Source organism: Cognatilysobacter lacus, assembly GCF_008274655.1.
GTDB lineage: Bacteria > Pseudomonadota > Gammaproteobacteria > Xanthomonadales > Xanthomonadaceae > Cognatilysobacter > Cognatilysobacter lacus.
The window spans coordinates 1-16,358 of record NZ_VTRV01000056.1 but is presented as its reverse complement, the minus strand read 5'-3'; the positions used below and the strand labels follow the sequence as shown (position 1 = coordinate 16,358).

The 16,358-nt window shown below is 69.3% G+C and carries 13 protein-coding genes; 4 read left to right on the top strand and 9 right to left on the bottom strand.

The window, feature by feature from the left end:
* The 3 genes from FW784_RS06970 to FW784_RS06960 form a co-directional block, all read right to left on the bottom strand.
* On the bottom strand, positions 1–1,039 hold a 1,039-nt coding region (locus tag FW784_RS06970; protein WP_149352633.1), incomplete at its 3' end, for an efflux RND transporter periplasmic adaptor subunit.
* A 77-nt stretch (positions 1,040–1,116) separates the two neighbouring features.
* Entirely contained in the window at positions 1,117–2,394 is a 1,278-nt protein-coding gene (locus tag FW784_RS06965; protein ID WP_149352632.1) for a sensor histidine kinase, read from the bottom strand.
* A 12-nt stretch (positions 2,395–2,406) separates the two neighbouring features.
* A complete protein-coding gene (locus FW784_RS06960; RefSeq protein ID WP_027081995.1) occupies positions 2,407–3,117 on the bottom strand; it encodes a response regulator transcription factor in 711 nt (236 codons plus the stop codon).
* A gap of 94 nt (positions 3,118–3,211) precedes the next feature.
* Between FW784_RS06960 and FW784_RS06955 the strand changes: the two genes are divergently transcribed.
* Positions 3,212–3,550 (top strand): DMT family protein, encoded by a 339-nt coding sequence (locus FW784_RS06955; RefSeq protein ID WP_149352631.1) that lies wholly within the window; start codon positions 3,212–3,214, stop codon positions 3,548–3,550.
* Positions 3,551–3,573: 23 nt separating this feature from the next.
* Positions 3,574–3,882, top strand: a complete 309-nt coding sequence (locus FW784_RS06950) for an Mpo1-like protein (RefSeq protein WP_149352630.1) — start codon at positions 3,574–3,576, stop codon at positions 3,880–3,882.
* On the opposite strand, the gene mazG is transcribed toward FW784_RS06950, so the two are convergent.
* The 3 genes from mazG to nudE are packed head-to-tail and all read right to left on the bottom strand — an operon-like array spanning position 3,879 to position 6,078.
* Positions 3,879–4,706 carry a nucleoside triphosphate pyrophosphohydrolase gene (mazG, locus tag FW784_RS06945; protein ID WP_425481603.1) on the bottom strand — a complete coding sequence of 276 codons (828 nt, stop codon included), beginning with the start codon at positions 4,704–4,706 and terminating at the stop codon, positions 3,879–3,881. The genes FW784_RS06950 and mazG overlap by 4 nt on opposite strands.
* Positions 4,703–5,554 (bottom strand): 3'(2'),5'-bisphosphate nucleotidase CysQ, encoded by an 852-nt coding sequence (gene cysQ / locus FW784_RS06940; protein ID WP_235893606.1) that lies wholly within the window; start codon positions 5,552–5,554, stop codon positions 4,703–4,705. Before cysQ ends, mazG begins: the two co-directional genes overlap by 4 nt.
* Complete coding sequence (gene nudE, locus FW784_RS06935; protein ID WP_149352629.1) at positions 5,533–6,078, bottom strand: ADP compounds hydrolase NudE; 546 nt, start codon at positions 6,076–6,078, stop codon at positions 5,533–5,535. The genes cysQ and nudE overlap by 22 nt, the downstream gene beginning before the upstream one ends.
* Before the next feature lie 44 nt (positions 6,079–6,122).
* Here nudE and bioA point away from each other — a divergent pair, with 44 nt between their 5' ends.
* Positions 6,123–7,556, top strand: a complete 1,434-nt coding sequence (bioA, locus tag FW784_RS06930) for an adenosylmethionine--8-amino-7-oxononanoate transaminase (protein WP_149352628.1) — start codon at positions 6,123–6,125, stop codon at positions 7,554–7,556.
* Positions 7,547–8,284: a 16S rRNA (uracil(1498)-N(3))-methyltransferase gene (locus FW784_RS06925; RefSeq protein WP_149352627.1), complete on the top strand. Its 738-nt coding sequence runs from the start codon at positions 7,547–7,549 to the stop codon at positions 8,282–8,284. The genes bioA and FW784_RS06925 overlap by 10 nt, the downstream gene beginning before the upstream one ends.
* Positions 8,285–8,341: 57 nt before the next feature.
* Here FW784_RS06925 and FW784_RS06920 read toward each other — a convergent pair whose 3' ends face one another.
* The 3 genes from FW784_RS06920 to FW784_RS06910 form a co-directional block, all read right to left on the bottom strand.
* Positions 8,342–9,079: a chemotaxis protein CheW gene (locus tag FW784_RS06920; RefSeq protein ID WP_235893605.1), complete on the bottom strand. Its 738-nt coding sequence runs from the start codon at positions 9,077–9,079 to the stop codon at positions 8,342–8,344.
* Positions 9,080–9,089: 10 nt separating this feature from the next.
* Positions 9,090–10,592 (bottom strand): chemotaxis protein CheB, encoded by a 1,503-nt coding sequence (locus FW784_RS06915; RefSeq protein ID WP_149352626.1) that lies wholly within the window; start codon positions 10,590–10,592, stop codon positions 9,090–9,092.
* Positions 10,585–16,358, bottom strand: a 5,774-nt coding sequence (locus FW784_RS06910; protein WP_149352625.1) for a hybrid sensor histidine kinase/response regulator, incomplete at its 5' end; no start/stop codon positions are given. The genes FW784_RS06915 and FW784_RS06910, both read right to left, overlap by 8 nt.

The window sequence follows — 16,358 nt, the reverse complement described above, 5'->3', positions numbered from 1 at the left end:
CGGTCCGCTGCGGCCCGGCACCCGCGCCGGCGGGGATGGCATCGTCCGCCGGCTTGTAGCGCAGCGCGGCGTTCGGCACGCGCAACACGTTCTCGCGGCGGCTGACTTCGATCTCGGCATTGGCAGTCATGCCCGGCAACAGTGTGCCGTCGCTGTTGTCGACGTTGATCACCACGGGATAGGTGACGACGTTGCTCGCGGTCGTCGCGGACAGGCGCACCTGGCTCACCTCGCCGCTGAAGCGGCGATCCGGGAACGCATCGACGGTGAATGTCGCGCGCTGGCCGACCTTGACCTGCCCGATGTCCGCCTCGTCGACGGCGAGCTCGATCTTCATCTTCGAGAGGTCTTCCGCGAGCTTGAACAGCTCGGGCGCCTGCAGGCTGGCAGCCACCGTCTGGCCGGGCTCGACGGTGCGCGTGAGCACCACGCCGTTGACCGGGGAACGGATTTCGGTGCGTCCGAGGTTGAGCTGCGCGGTGCGCGAGCCGGCCCGCTGTTGCGTGATCTGGGCACGGTTGGCCGCGAGCTGCGCGCGGGCGCGATCGAGCGTGGAACGCGCCAGATCCACGTCGGCCTGCGCGACGAGCTTCTGCTTGCCGAGTTCGGCCTTGCGGAGGTAGTCGACCTCGGCGTTGCGCAGCGCCGCGGCCGCTTCGGCGGCCGTCGCGCTGGCCGCGCCGATCGCCGCATTGCCCTGCGCGATCTGCGCCTGGTAGGTGCTCGCATCCAGGCGCGCGAGCACCTGCCCCTTGCGCACCTGGTCGTTGAAGTCGACCAGCACGTCGGTGACCTTGCCCGAGACCTCGCTGCCGACGACCACTGTCGAAATCGCGCTCAGCGAGCCGGTCGATGAAATGACCACGCGGATGTTGCCGCGATCGATCGTCGCGGTGCGGTACCCGCCGCCGGTGTCCGATGCCGAGGACCCATGGTGCTTCCACGCCCAAGCGCCCGCTACGACGATGGCTGCCACCGCTGCGATCGTGACGAAGCTGCGACGGCGGCCGGAACGGGCGACAGGTGCGGGCTTGCTCATTCGACTTGGGAATTCCGGGCGTGCAGGGAGGCGTCAACGAACGGGAACGCGCGAGCGCGTTCGATGTTGACAGCGAGTCAGCGCAGAAGCTGGATGGTAGCGACGGTGCCGCGTCCCGGCGCGCTCTGAAGCTCGACCGGCCAACCGAACCGTTCACCGAGGCGTCGCACGATGGACAGGCCGATGCCCATGCCATCGCCTTCGGCGTCGCGGTCGTGTCTGTAGAAGGCGTCGAAGGCCTTCGCGAGCGTTTCGTCGGACATGCCGACGCCCGTGTCCCGCACCTCGATGCGGTCCGGCCGCAGCACCACGTCGACGCTCCCGGCCTCAGTAAACCGCACGGCGTTGCTCAGCAGGTTGCCGAGCATGAGCGACAGCACCCGCCGCGGCGCATCGAGAACGCCGCCGCCTTCGTCGATCATGCGCACCTCGAGTGGGCGATCGCCGACCTGCGCGCGTGCGATCTCGACTTCGTGCGCCACGACCTCGTGCACGTCGAAGCGTTCGCGCTCCGCGTCCATTTCCGCGTCGCGCGCGAGAATGAAGAACGCGTCGATCACCGCCTGCATGTCGTGCCCGGCGCGCTGGATTCTTGTCACCGCGCGCCGGGAACGCTCGGGGACGTCCGGGTCGCTGGCCATGATGTCCGAGGCCACGCGGATGACGGTAAGCGGCGTGCGCAGCTCGTGGCTTGCGTCGCGCGTGAAGCGGCGTTCGCGGTCGATGAAGTCGGTTACCCGCGCTGCCATCCCGCGCAACGCGTGTGCGAGCCTGCGAACCTCGAGGCCCGCGTCCACCGGCAGGTTGTGCGGCGACAGCGGACTGGTATTGGGCGTCAACGGGTCCCAGCGTGCGACCACCGATGCCAGCCAGCTCACCGGCGCGACCATCCGCTTCGACGTGCGGTAGGTGAGCCACGCCGAGGCGTAGGTGACGAACAACGCGATCAGCAGGCTGAGGCCGCCGGTCCAGAACACGACGGCATCGCTGAAGGATGGATCGAAGCTCAGGTAGATCGTACCGGCCGGTCGCTGCTGGACGATGACGGCAGGCGCTCCCCAGAACGGAACGTGGTAGCCGGGCGACAAGGCGCGCAGCTCGGCCGGGATTGCCGAGCGAGCGGCGCGGGCCGGCAGGAAATACGTCGACATGCGCGAGTTGTGCGCAAGCGGCGCGTTCGGTTGCGCCGCTACCTGCGCCCACGCGTCGGCCGCTTCCGATGCGAGCCGGGCGCGCAACAGCGAGTGGCGCACGCCGATGCCTGCGCACGCGATGCCCAGCGCCATCACCAGGCTCGCGGCGAGAGCCTGGACGACGAACGCGATCTTGATTTTGCGGGGAAGCCCTTGCGGCATGCGGTCGCCGGATTACTCCGGCGGCTGGGAGATATCCGCGATGCGATAACCCGCCGACTGCACCGTATGCAACAGCTGCTTGTCGAAGGGCTTGTCGATCGTCTTGCGCAGGTTGTACAGATGGCTACGCAGCGTGTCGGAATCCGGAAGGCCGTTGCCCCAGATCTCGCGCTCGATCTCCTGGCGGCTCACCACGCGGGGCGACTCGCGCATCAGGATCGTCAGCAGCCGCAGGCCGATCGGCGACAGCTGCAGTTCGACGCCGCCGCGCGTAACCCGCAGGCTGGCCGGGTCGAGCACGAGGTCGGCCACCTTCAGCACCTCGCCACCCACCTGCCGACGCTCGCGGCGGATCAGGGCGCGCAGGCGGGCCTCGAGTTCCTGGATCGCGAACGGCTTGGTCAGGTAGTCATCGGCGCCGGCGGAGAGGCCGGTGAGCTTCTCGTCCAGCGTGTCGCGCGACGTGAGCATGAGCACCGGGGTGCTCTTGCGGGCCTCCTCACGAAGGCGCTTGCAGACTTCCACGCCGTCGAGGCGCGGCAGCATGAGGTCGAGCACGAGAACGTCGTAGCTGTTCTCGGCGGCGAGCCGGTAGCCGTCAAGGCCGTCGGCCGCGTAGTCCACCTCGAAGCCGCGGCTCTCGAGGTATTCACCCATCATCTCGGAAATGTTGCGGTTGTCCTCGATGATGAGGACAAGGCCGCCGTCTCGGTTGGTCTGCATCGGGGGAGCCCTCCTTCAGTTTTGTGAAAGGTGCCCGCCGCCAAGTCTAGACGCCGTGAAGACCCCTCTACTTTCTCAACTGACGACGACCTCGATGAACCCACGCTTCCTCGCTCCGATACTGCTGCTCGGCTCCAACATCTTCATGACGTTCGCCTGGTACGGGCACCTGAAATTCAAGAGCGTGCCGCTGAAGTGGGCGATCCTCGCCAGCTGGGGCATCGCGCTGTTCGAGTACTGCCTGCAGGTGCCCGCCAACCGGATGGGCAGCGATGTCTACAGCGCGCCGCAGCTCAAGGGCATGCAGGAAATCATCACGCTGCTGGTGTTCGCGGTGTTCTCGATCTGGTTCCTGGGGCAGCCGCTGAAGTGGAACCACTGGGCGGGCTTCGCGATGATCATCGTGGCCGGCTGGCTGATCTTCCTCGAATGACCGCGCGGGCGCATGATCCGGCCATGGCCACGCAGAGCTTCGCCAGCTTCCGCGAGTTCTATCCGTATTACCTGGGCGAACACCGGCACCCGGTCAGCCGTCGGCTGCATTTCGCCGGCAGCTGCGGCGTGCTGCTGTTGGCACTGGCCGCGATCGTCCTGCGCGACGCGCGCTGGCTCATCGCCGCTCCGATCTGCGGCTACGGCTTCGCATGGGTGGGTCACTTCTTCTTCGAGAAGAACAGGCCGGCCACGTTCCGCCACCCGCTCTATTCGCTCATGGGCGACTGGATGATGTTCGCGGACGTACTGCGCGGCCGCGTCAGGCTCTAGCCGCGCTTTTCTTCCGACTTCGCCCGGTTCCAGTACGCGTCCTGCGCGTCGAGGTCCAGCGTCGCCAGGTCCACGCCGTCGCCCGATGCGAGCCGTTCCATCGCGCGGAAGCGGCGCTCGAACTTGGCATTGGCGCGCCGCATCGCCGCCCCCGGGTCCACCCGCGCGTGCCGCGCCAGGTTCGCGCAGACGAAAAGCAGGTCGCCGATCTCGTCTTCCAGGCGGTCGCGCGCGTCCTCATCGCCGGATGCGAGCGCGGCGAATTCGACGCGCACCTCTTCGATCTCCTCGTGCAGCTTTTCAATGACGGGCGCAGGGCCCGGCCAGTCGAACCCGATCATTGCCGCGCGCTTCTGCAGCTTCAGCGCGCGCTGCCATTCCGGCAGGCCACGCGCTATTCCGGCCACCGCCGACGTATCGGCGCCGCCTGCGTCGGCGCGCTCGGCACGTTTGATCGCCTCCCAGCTCGCGAGTTGCGCGTCCGCATCGGCGACGCTCGCACCGGCGAACACGTGCGGGTGGCGGCGCAGCATCTTGTCGTTGATCGCCGCGACGACGTCCGCGAATGCGAACGCGCCCTGCTCCTCCGCCATGCGTGCATGGAACACGACCTGCAGCAACAGGTCGCCGAGTTCGTCGCGAAGATCTCCGAGGTCGCCGCGCTGGATGGCATCGGCCACTTCGTAGGCTTCCTCGACCGTGTAGGGCGCGATCGTCGCGAAGGTCTGCTGCACATCCCAGGGGCAACCGGCATCCGGGTCGCGCAGCCGGCCCATGATCGCGAGCAGCGTGTCGATGTGGCGCGGATCGCCGGGCATCGTCATTGCATCAGTGCTCGCTGCGCCGCGTCCGACCAGCCGCGCCAGGGCTGCGCCGGGTCGCCCAGCGCGATGAAATCGCCGTTGAGCAGCGTGTCGCGCACGTTGTAACGCAGCGGGCGGCCGCGGGGGTCGACCACCTGCCCGCCCGCGCCTTCGAGGATCGCCTGCCCGGCCGCCGTGTCCCATTCGCACGTGGGGCCGAAGCGCGGATAGAGGTCGAGGCCACCTTCCGCGATACGGCAGAATTTCAGCGAGGAACCGAGATTGAGTTGCGTGACTTCGCCGTCGGCGCGCATCGCCTCGATGAAGGCCTCGCTGCGGCCGTCACGGTGCGAGCGACTGGCAGCGACCCGCAGTGGATGCGCGGCCGGCGCGCGGATGCGCAGCGCGTTGTCGCTGCCGTCGCGACCTTCGCGGCGGTGGGCGCCGCATCCGGCGCCCCCGTGCCATACCGCGCCGCTCACCGGCGCCTGGATCACGCCCCATGTGGAAACGCCGTCCTCGACGAGCGCGATGTTGACGCTGAACTCGCTATTGCGCTTGACGAATTCGCGCGTGCCGTCCAGCGGATCGACGATCCACAGGCGTTGCCACGCACGGCGAACGTGCGGCGCGACGCTGTGCTCGGCCTCCTCGGACAGCACGGGGATATCGGGTGTCAGGCGGGCCAGCCCGTCGACGATCCGGCGATGCGAGGCGAGATCGGCCTCGGTCAACGGCGATGCATCGGACTTGCGCTCGACATCGAAGTCGTCGCTGTACACCGCGAGGATGTCGCGCGCGGCATCGCACGCGAGTGCGATCACGGCTTGGCGCAGCACCGCATCGATCATCGGTGGGACCTCAGCCATTCGCGGATGATGAACAATGCGGCGATCGAGCGGCCTTCGGAGAACTCGTCGCGCAGGATGAGCTGGTCGAGTTCGTCGAGCCGCCAGGGCACCACGTCGAGTGGTTCGGGCTCGTCGCCGGCCAGGCGCTCGGGGTAGAGGTCGCGCGCAAGGACAAGCTGCGTGGCGTGGCTCATGTAGGTCGGTGCCAGCGACAGCTCGCGCAACCGAAGGAGCGAACGCGCGCCGTAGCCGGCCTCCTCCTTGAGTTCGCGGTCGGCGGCCTGCTCGGGCGTTTCGCCGCGATCGATGCGGCCCTTCACCAGCCCGAGCTCGTAGCGGTGGAACCCGGCCGCGTATTCGCGCACCAGCAGCACGGTGTCGTCGTCGAGCATCGGCACCACCACCACCGCGCCGTGGCCGCGTCCGTGCAGGCGCTCGAACTGGCGGCGCTCGCCATTGCTGAATTCGAGGTCGAGCCGCTCCATGCGATACGGCCCGGCGTCGTGTTCGGTCACGCCGTGGATGGTAGGCAGCTTCTTCATCCACGCCCCCACGAACGGGCCGCGGGACGCGGGATAATGGCGGAATGAACAGGCTCGATCACGATGCATCCATCCTAGCAGGCAGCTGCGAAAGCGCTGCCGACGCGTGGCGCCGGCGCGACCTCGACGTGGTCTGGCATCCGTGCACGCAGATGCGCGAGCATCCGCACCTGCTCCCGCTGCTGCCGATCGCGCGCGGCGAGCGCGAATGGCTGGTGGGCATGGACGGGCGCCGCTACCTCGATGCGGTGTCGAGCTGGTGGACGTGCACGCACGGCCACGCCGAAACGCGCATCGCCGAAGCAATCGCCACGCAGGCGCGCACGCTGGAGCACGTGATCCTCGCCGGTTGCACGCACGAACCCGCGGTGATGCTCGCCGAGCAGCTGCTCTCGATCGCGCCGCGGCAGGAGGGCCGCCCGCCGCTGGCGAAGGTCTTCTATGCGGACAACGGCTCCGCCGGGGTCGAGGTGGCGTTGAAGATGGCCTTCCACTGGTTCCGCAACGCAGGCCAACCGCAGCGCACGAAGTTCATCGCGCTGGAGAACAGCTACCACGGCGAGACTTTGGGGGCGCTCGCCGTCGGCGACATTCCGCTGTATCGACGCGTCTACGCGCCACTGCTGGCCGAAGCTGTTTTCGCGCCGTCGCCCGATGCAGGCCTCGCGATCGGGGGGGAGTCGGCGGAGCAGCGCGCGCATCGCGCCGCCGACGGCCTTGCGGCGGTGCTCGCACGCCATGGCGACACCGCGTGCGCGCTGATCCTGGAGCCGCTGGTGCAATGCGCGGGCGGCATGCGGATGCACCATCCTGCTTACCTGCGTCGCGCCCGGCAGCTCTGCGATGCGCACGGCATATTCCTGATTGCCGACGAGATCGCGGTCGGCTTCGGTCGCACGGGCACGATGTTCGCCTGCGAGCAGGCCGGCATCGCGCCCGACCTCATGTGCCTGTCGAAGGGCCTGACCGGAGGCGCGCTTCCCTTGGCAGCTGTACTGGCGACGCAGGCGATCTACGACGGCTTCCTCGACGACTCGCGCGAACGCGCCTTCCTGCATTCGCACAGCTATACCGGCAACCCGCTTGGCTGCGCGGCTGCGCTCGCTTCGCTGCGGATCTTCGGAGAGGACGACGTGCTGGCGCGAAACCGCGTCACCGCCGCGAAGATGGCCGAACGCGCGGCGTCATTCCGCAGCGATCCGCGAATCGCCGACGTCCGGCAGACCGGCATGATCGTCGCCATCGAAATGGCGCCTGCCGACGATGCAGGCACCGACGGCACGGCGGTGGAGATCGCCGGCGCCCGAGGCCTGCGCGCCTATCGTGAGGCCGTGGCCCGTGGCGTGCTGCTGCGCCCGCTCGGCGACGTCCTGTACTGGTTCCCGCCGTACTGCATCGGCGAAGACGCACTCGACCTGCTGGCCGATACGACGCGTCGTGCGATCGACGCCGCTTTCGGAGCCCCCGCATGCGCCTGACCCGCATCCACGTGGACCAGCCACTGGCGTCGGGCGCGGACATCGCGCTGCCGGAGGGCGCGGCGCTGCACCTCACCCGCGTGCTGCGGCTCGGCGTCGACGACGCCTGCATCGCCTTCAACGGGGACGGGAACGATTACGCCGCGCGAATCGCGTCGATCGGCAAGCGTGAGGTTCGCTTGCGTGTCGGCGAGGCGACGCGGGTCGATCGCGAATCGCCGTTGCAAATGACGCTGCTGCAAGGCGTCGCCAAGGGCGAGAAGATGGATCTCGTGCTGCAGAAGGCGACGGAGCTCGGCGTGCAGTCCGTGGTGCCGGTGTGGTCGCAGCGCAGCGACGTGAAGCTCGACGGCGAGCGTGCCGCCAAGCGGCTGGATCATTGGCGGAGCGTGGTCGCGTCGGCTTGCGAACAGTGCGGACGCGCTGTCGTGCCGCAGGTGGCGGCTCCGGTGTCGTTGCAGGCCGCATTGGCGACGCTTGCGCCGCACGACGCGCGGCTGTTGCTCGATCCCGCGGGCTCGCATTCGATACGGTCGCTGGCGTTGGAAGCGAGCGCTTCGCTGTGCATCGCCGTCGGGCCGGAGGGCGGCTGGTCACCTCTCGATCGCGAACAATTGCAGGCGGCAGGTTTCGGTGGCCTGCGACTGGGGCCGCGGATCCTGCGCACCGAAACCGCCGGGCTTGCCGCGATCGCCGCGCTGCAGGCGCGCTTCGGCGATCTCGTCTAGCCCGGATAAATGAAAAAGGGCCGCGCATGGCGGCCCTTTCCCCTGAGTCGCGGCGCCTCAGGCGGCGTCGCGCAATTCGTGCAGGTGCTGCTCGACCTGCAGCAGGTCCGGCAGCAGCACCGGCTCGTCGTTGAGCCGCACAAAGGCCTGCACGCCGGGCGGAAGCGGCGACGCCTGCGCTTCGAGCGCGAGCGCCGACCGCGACACGGTGACGAGGCGCGGGAACCCCTGCGTCACGACGGCGAAGAAGGGCAGGCGACGGTCGCCGCCGAGTGCCTTCAACACGATGACCTTGCTACCGAGGCCGGGCTTGTCCTCGCCGATGCCCGCAAGCCGGGAGAACGCGACGAGCGGCAACTGCCAGCCGCGCCAGCGCATGCGGCCCAGCAGCCAGTCCGCGCCGTTGGCCTCGGGTTCCGGCTCGGCGTACGACAGCACTTCGGCGATGGTGGCGTTCGGCAGAAGGAGACGCGCGCCGGATACCTGGATCAATACGCCCCGGATGTCGCCCGTGCCGGCGTCCTGCGAACTCCAGGCCGGCTGCGCGCCGATCGCGGGCGTCGACGCAGCCGCGGCGCGGGGCGCTTCGGCCTGGCGTTCGTCGTGCTGTTCGGCTTGCGTTTCCTGCTCCGGGTCGTCCTGAAGCGCAACCGCAGCATCTGCGTGCGCGGCGTCGGTCACCGGGCCCGTCGCGTCGTCGTCGGCCTCGGGGCGTTCCATCAACGCCTGCGAAGTCGCCCCGGACAAAGGCGCGGATGCAGCGGCGGGACGACGGGTGCGCTTCTTCTTGGACACGGGAACCTCCTCAGCGGCCCCAACGGCCGGCGAGATGTGCAGCGAGTTCGGACGGCGGCGCGCTGGTGGCGCCGCGCGATGCCACGGCATTGGCCGCGACGGCGTCGTAGCAGTTTTCGGGCGACTGCGCGCCCACGTATGCACCGCGCGCGGCGAGGGCGGCGATTGGATCCGCGAGGGATGCGTCCGCGCCGCTGAGCACGATCACCGCGCTTTCGGTCGCCGGCAACTGCTCGATCAGCCGGTCGCCGCCGCCACCGACGAAGTGCGAGGCGTCCTCGGACAGCCCGATTTCGTCGCCGAGAACGTAGACGTGGCCGGGCTGCAGGGCCGCGCCCGGCTGCGCAAGCGCGACGGGCATCGTGGAAGCGCGCTGCAGCTGTGCCACGAGTTTGTCGTAGCGCGCGCCGTCGAGCCGCTGGCGGAGCAGAACCGGGCGTCCGAAACGCGCGGGCAGCGATCCCAGGAGCTGGCGCACCGCATCGGGTCCGCCGATTCCCGCGAGCACGAGCACCGCGCCCGGTACCGTTTCAGCCGGAAGCGGCGGCGGCGCAGATGCCGGGGGCAGCGGCGGCGGCACCGCGGCCGGCGGCGCATCGCCTACCAGCGCGAGCGTCGAGATGCGGCGTTCCAGCTCATCCAGATCGTGTGTGCGCCCCGTTGCCACGCGCGCGGCAACCGGCGCGATGTCATCGGAGAGAGTGAGTTCGCCGAATGCGGACGACGGTTCGTTGACCGGCGCCGCCGGCACTGGCGCGTGATCCACAGGTTCCGCATCGAGCGGCGCGAAACCGTCGATAAGCCCGCCTTGCCAATCGGGCTCCGGAAGCGTCGGCGTTTCGGCCAGCGCGACGTCGGGAAGTTCGGCGTCGAGTTCGGCCAGCAGCGGGTCGAAGTCGCTCGCGCTGAAGTCCGGGCCGGTGACCTGCGGCAGCGTATCGTTCGCGGCGGTGTCGAGCTCGAGTCCGTGCACCGTCAGGCTGTAATCCATCGAGGCGTCGCCGCCCTCGGCGGCCACCGGATCGAAGATCGAGAAACCCTGCCCGGCGGTGGCGTTGTCGGGCACGCTCGGCGGGAGGAGCTCGCCTTCTGCGTCGACACTGATCAGCTCTTCGAGTTGTTCCGCGAGTTCGTCGGTGGCCGGCGCCGACTCGGCGCCCAGGATCGGCGGCAGCACGTCGTCTCGATGATTGAGCTTTGCGGCAAGGTGACGGCGCCAGCGCGCGGCCTCCCACCCGTCGCGCGCAGCAGCGACGTCGGCCTCTTCGAACATGACTTCGAACGCCGGGTCGCCGAGCATGCTGTCGAAGCGGTCCAGCGTGGTCTCGCTGACCGCATCGAGGATGATCATCAACACGTCCGGCGAGGCTGCACGGATCGCTTCGGGCGAGGCCGAGCCCGGGTCGTCCTCGGCCACGATGTCGGCACCGATTTCCAGCAGGGCCCCGCGCACGCAATCGCGCGCGACGCCGGGGCGTGCGAGGAGCGCCACGCGCCGGCCGGTGTCACTCATGCGCGTGCACCCGGTCGAGCAACTCGTTGACGTTGCGCATCAGCTCGGGCTCCTGGTACGGCTTGCCGAGGTAGCGCTGCACGCCGAGCTCGAAGGCGCGCTGGCGATGCTTCTCGCCGGTACGCGAGGTGATCATGATGATCGGGACGTCGCGCAGGCGGGAATCGCTGCGCATCGCGGCGGCCAGCTCGTAGCCGTCCATGCGCGGCATCTCGATGTCGAGCAGCATCAGGTCCGGCACGCGCTCGGCCATGCGCTCGAGGGCATCGATGCCGTCCTTCGCCGTCGCCACTTCGTAGCCGTGGCGTTCGAGCACGCGACCGGTGACCTTGCGCATCGTGACCGAGTCGTCCACCACCATCACGAGCGGCACGGCGCGCTTCTCGATCACCGGAGCCGGCGGCTGGTAGAAGTCACGCGGCAGCGCGACCTGGCGACGCACCAGCGGTGCGACGTCGAGGATCACCACCACGCGACCATCGCCCATGATCGTGGCGCCGAAGATGCCGGGCACCGAGGCGACCTGCGGCCCGACGGGCTTGACCACGATTTCGCGGTTGCCGATGACCTGGTCGACGGTGACCGCAGCGCGCAATTCGCCGGCGCGGATGAGCAGCAGCGGAACCTGCAACAGGCCTTCGGCCTTCGCCGGCGTACCGCCGAGCAGGCGACCGAGGTCGTGCACCGCGTAGTCTTCGCCGCCGTAGCGGAAGTTGCCGCCGTCCTCGTCCGCGATCGCCTTGGCGAGGTCTTCGCGCGTGATCCGCCCGACGCCGCGCACCGATGCGATCGGCACCGCAAAGGCGGTCTCGCCGATGCGCACGAACACGGCCTGCGTGACCGCGAGCGTCTGCGGCAGGCGCAGTACGAAAGTCGTGCCCTGCCCCTTCAACGTGTGGATGTCGATCGTGCCGCCGAGCTGGCGCACTTCGGAAGCGACCACGTCCATGCCGACGCCGCGCCCCGACAGGCGACTGACTTCGTCGGCCGTCGAGAAGCCCGGCTCGAAGATCAGCATGTCCAGGTCGGAATCGGCCAGCGGCGCGTCGCTGCGGATCAGCCCGCGCTCGACCCCACGGCGGCGGATCGCTTCGCGGTCCAGGCCACGGCCGTCGTCGCCGACTTCCAGCACGACTTCTGAACCCTCGCGGCGGACCGCGATGCGGATCGTGCCTTCTTCGCGCTTGCCGTTCGCGACGCGCTTGTCGGCGGTCTCGAGCCCGTGCGCGACGGCGTTGCGGAGCATGTGCTCCAGCGGCGCGGTCATGCGCTCGAGCACGTTGCGGTCGAGCTCACCCTGCGTGCCTTCCAGCCGCAGGACGACCTGCTTGCCGAGTTCGCCGGACGCCTGGCGCACGACGCGGCGAAGGCGCGGCAGCAGGCCGTCGAACGGCACCATGCGCGTGCGCATGAGGCCTTCCTGCAGGTCGGACGAAACGCGCGACTGCTGGAGCAGCAGCGTCTCGTACTGGCGCGTCAGGTCATCGAACGTGGTCTGCAGCGAGGTCTGGTCAGCCGCGGACTCCGACAATGCGCGCGTCAGCTGCTGCAGCGTCGAGAACCGGTCGAGCTCGAGCGGATCGAACGACGCTTCGACGTCCTCGCGCTGGTAGCGCGCGACGATCTGCGCTTCCGTCTCGATCTCGAGGCGGCGCAGCTGGTCGCGCATACGCGTGTTAGTCGCTTCCATTTCCGCGATGGCGGTTCGGAATGCGCCGAGCTGCTGCTCGAGTCGGGCGCGGTAGATCGCGACCTCGCCAGCGTAGTTGACGAGCCGGTCGAGCAGGTCGGCGCGGATGCGCACCTGTTCCTGCGGGGCGCGGACTGCGATGTCTTCGTCGTCGCCGAACGCCTGCACCTGCTCGCCGATCGGCGCCGAAAGCGGCGCGAGGTCGGCAACGGGCGCAGGTGCGGGAACCGGGGCGCTGCGTGCGAACGAATCAGCCGCCGGCATCGGCAGGCGCTCGCCGCGCGCTCGGGCCTCGAACTGCGCGATGAGTGCCAGCGGCATGCCGATCGCACGGCGGTCGCCGACGCGCGTGACCATCCCGTGCAGGCGGTCGAATCCGCGCTCGAGCAGCGTGACGCCGTCGCGGCCGAGGTCGCTGCGATGGTCGACCACCGCTTCAAGCAGTGATTCCATGACATGGCCGAGTTCGCCCACGGCCATGATGCCGGCCATGCGCGCACCACCCTTCAGCGTGTGCAGGTCGCGCTGCAGGCCGACCAGCGGCTCGCGCTCGCTCGGTGCCTGGCGGAGCTGGGCAAGGAGCCCGTCCGAATGATCGAGAAGGTCGGCGCCTTCCTCGACGAAGATGTCGACGAGTTCGGGATCAAGGCCGGTGAGGTCGAGCCCAGTTTCCGGATCGGCTTCGTCGACCACATGCGACGGCATAGCCTCGCCCGACTCGAACGCCGCTGCGGCCGCCGCGATCGCCTCGCGCACCTGCTGGGCCATGCGCTGCTCGCTGGCGACCCGTTCCTGGCGCTCGGCGTCGGCGCGTTGCGCCTCGGCACGGGCTTCCTCGCGGCGGGCTGCTTCTTCGCGTTCACGTTCGACACGCTCGGCTTCGGCGCGTTCGGCGCTTTCTGCGGCGAGGCGCACGTCTTCGATGCGCTGCGCCTCGGCCTGCTCGGCCGCGATTCGTTCGGCTTCGGCGTGTTCCGCGGCGACGCGCGCGGCCTCGGCCTCGGCGGCAATGCGCTGCGATTCCTGTTGCGCGAGTTGCTCGGCGGCGACGCGCTCGGCCTCGGACCGTGCAGCTTCTTCGGCGGCGAGCCGCTCCTCTTCGACGCGCGCGGCCTCCTCGGCAGCAATGCGCTCTTCTTCGTCGCGGCGCGCCCGGGCCTGTTCGGCCTCGATGCGCTCGGCTTCGGCGCGTTGCGTTTCGGCTTCTTCCGCGGCAAGGCGTTCGGCTTCGGCTCGTGCGTTTTCTTCAGCCGCGACGCGCTCGTGTTCCAGACGTTCGGCTTCGGCGGCCTCCGCGGCCGCGCGCTCGGCTTCGACGCGAGCCGCCTCTTCCACTTCGCGACGCTCGTTTTCTGCGCGAAGTTCCGCCTCGCTCATCAGCGCTTCGGCAGCTTCCCGCTGGGCGAGTTCTGCCGCCGCGCGCTCTGCTTCGGCCTGTTCCGCGACCAGGCGCTCGGCTTCCGCATGCTCCGCGGCGATGCGCGCGGCTTCTTCAGCTGCAACGCGTTCGCTCTCGGCCTGCTCGGCCTCGGCCCGCGCGACTTCTTCGGCCGCCAGACGTTCGGTTTCCGCGCGCTCGGCTTCCACGCGCGCGGCTTCCGCCGCCGCAACCCGCTCGGCTTCGGCATGCGCCGCTTCCGCGGCGACGCGCTCTGCTTCTGCGGCAGCGGCTCGCTCGGCTTCGGCATGCTCCGCCGCGAGTCGTTCGGTTGCGGCCTGCTCCTCCGCCAGGCGCTCAGCATCGGCCTGTGCAGCCTCGAGCTGGGCGAAATCAGCTTCGGCGGATGCATCGATCGCATCCATCGCCGGGGCCTGGCGTGCATCGGGCAGGCTGTCACGCAGCGCCATGACGCGATCTGCGAGCCCTTCGAAACGCGGCACGTGCGGGCGGTCGGCCTGCAGGCGCGTGAGAGTGGAGCGGATCGCGGCCGCCACATCGGCGATCGCCTCTACGCCTTCTGGCGTCGCGGGCGCACCGGCGGCCAGCAGGCGCTTGATGTACGCTTCGGTCGGACCGGTGATGCCCGGGATCACGGGCACCTCGGTCATCGCGAACGCGCCGTTGAGCGTGTGGATCGAGCGCTGCAGGCGATCTTCCGCACGCTGCGGCTGGCGCCGCGCAGCTTCGAGCCATTCGTCGATCGTGGCCAGGTGGCCATCGACTTCCGTCGCAAGGATCTCCAGCAACACCGGGTCGACGTAAGCGGGCTCGCCCAGATCTTCGAGCGGTACCGGCACGCTGACAGGCGCGGCGACAACAGGCTCGACAGCAGCAACCGGCGCCGTCGTGGACGGGCCCGTGTAGAAGACCTCCTCGCCCTTTTCCAGCCGCTCGGCAATGGCTTCGTAGCCGGCCAGGTCCGCGGTCACCGAGGCGGTGCCTGCGAGCGCAGCGTGGAACTGCGGCAACGTGGCGACCGCATGGTCGAGCAATGCCGCGACCGCAGGCGTCGGCGGACGCGAGCCGTCGAGCACGCGGTTGAGCATGTTCTCGACCTTCCAGCTGAACTCGCCGAGCACGCGCGCGCCGACGAGTCGGCCGCTGCCCTTCAGCGTGTGGAAGACGCGGCGCACGGGGCGCAGGCGCTCCAGCTCCGTCGGCATCGCCTTCCAGCCGGGAAGCATCGACGCGAGGTTGTCCATTTCCTCCGAGAGCTCTTCGAGGAAGACTTCCCGGATGTCGTCGTCAATATCGGCGTTAGCTTCGTAGCCCCCGTAGACCTGCGCGTCGGCAGTTACCGGGGCGGGCTCGATCGCATCGACTGCTGCGGCGTCGAGCGCAACCGGCTCGTGCACGACCGGCGTGTCTTCCTCGCGCGCCTGCAGGTCGACGACCGCGAGCGACTCAGCGATGTGGGCGAGCATTTCCTCGTCATGCGCGCTGGCCACGATGGGGGCCGCGCCGGCGTCGAGCGTCTCGGGATGGATTGCCTCGGCGATCGCCGCATCGACCGCGGGTTCGGCCGCGATCGCTTCGACCGGCTCGGCGGGCGTTCGCGCGGCCGGAATCGGCCAGTAGTGCAGCGACTCCAGGCTCGACTTCGCGATGTCCAGCATGCCGTCGCGGTTCGGGCGGTGGTCGCGCAACGCTTCCAGGAAATATTCGAGGCTTGCGAGCGAATCTGCGAGGGCGTCGAGCTCGGCGCCGGTCGGAACGCGATGGCGATCCGCCAGTTCGTGCTGCGAATAGCGCGCGATGGCGTCGAGGTAACCGGCCGGGACCGGCATCTGCACCATGCGCATGGCGCCGGCGACTTCGTCGAGCAGGCGTGGCACTTCGGCAAGTTCGGCGTGATCCCAGCCGGTCTCGACGAAGGCGACGAAGGACTGGCGCGCGTCGCCGAAGTTGGCGATCGCCTCGCGCACGACGATGTCCAGCACCTTCCGCGATTCACGCGCGAGCGCGCCGCCGTCTTCCTCGGCGTCTTCAAGGCCGAGTCGCGCGACCTGGTCATCGAGCGAGGCGTCGACGTAGAGCAGTGCCCCGGCAATGTCGAGCAGTGCGTGTTCGTCCGCCGCCCGGCGACCGTGGACGACGTCGGCCATCGCATCGCGCTGCTGCAGCACGACGCCGCGCGCGGTGCCCAGGCCCATCATGCCGAGCGTGTCGCTGACCTGCGTCAGCGCGTCGACCTGCGGACCGAGCTCGGCGACGTTGACGCGGCCGGTGCGCAGATGGATGTCGAGCGCGTCCTTGACGCGCATCAGGTCTTCCTTGATCGCCGCGGACACCGTGTCGAGCAGCGCACGGTTGCGTCCGCTCAGCGAACCGCGCGCGTGGGCCAGTTCACTTTCGCTCGGCTTCTGCGCATCGAGTTCGAACGTCTCGCGGATATCGTCGAGCCGTGGATGCGACGCCCCGCTGTGCGCCACGTGATAGAGCAGCTGGCGGGTGGCGTCCTGCGATTCGTTCTCCGCGAGGGACATGCCGTCGCCCGCCGCTTCGTGCACCGCTCGCTCGACGCCGCCAAACGCTTCGCGCAGACCGCGGCTGGTCGGCATCGCGCCATCGGCGATCGCACTGGCCACGCCTTCGGCAACCCACAGCAGGCGCTGCACGGCGTCGCCGCCGCCCC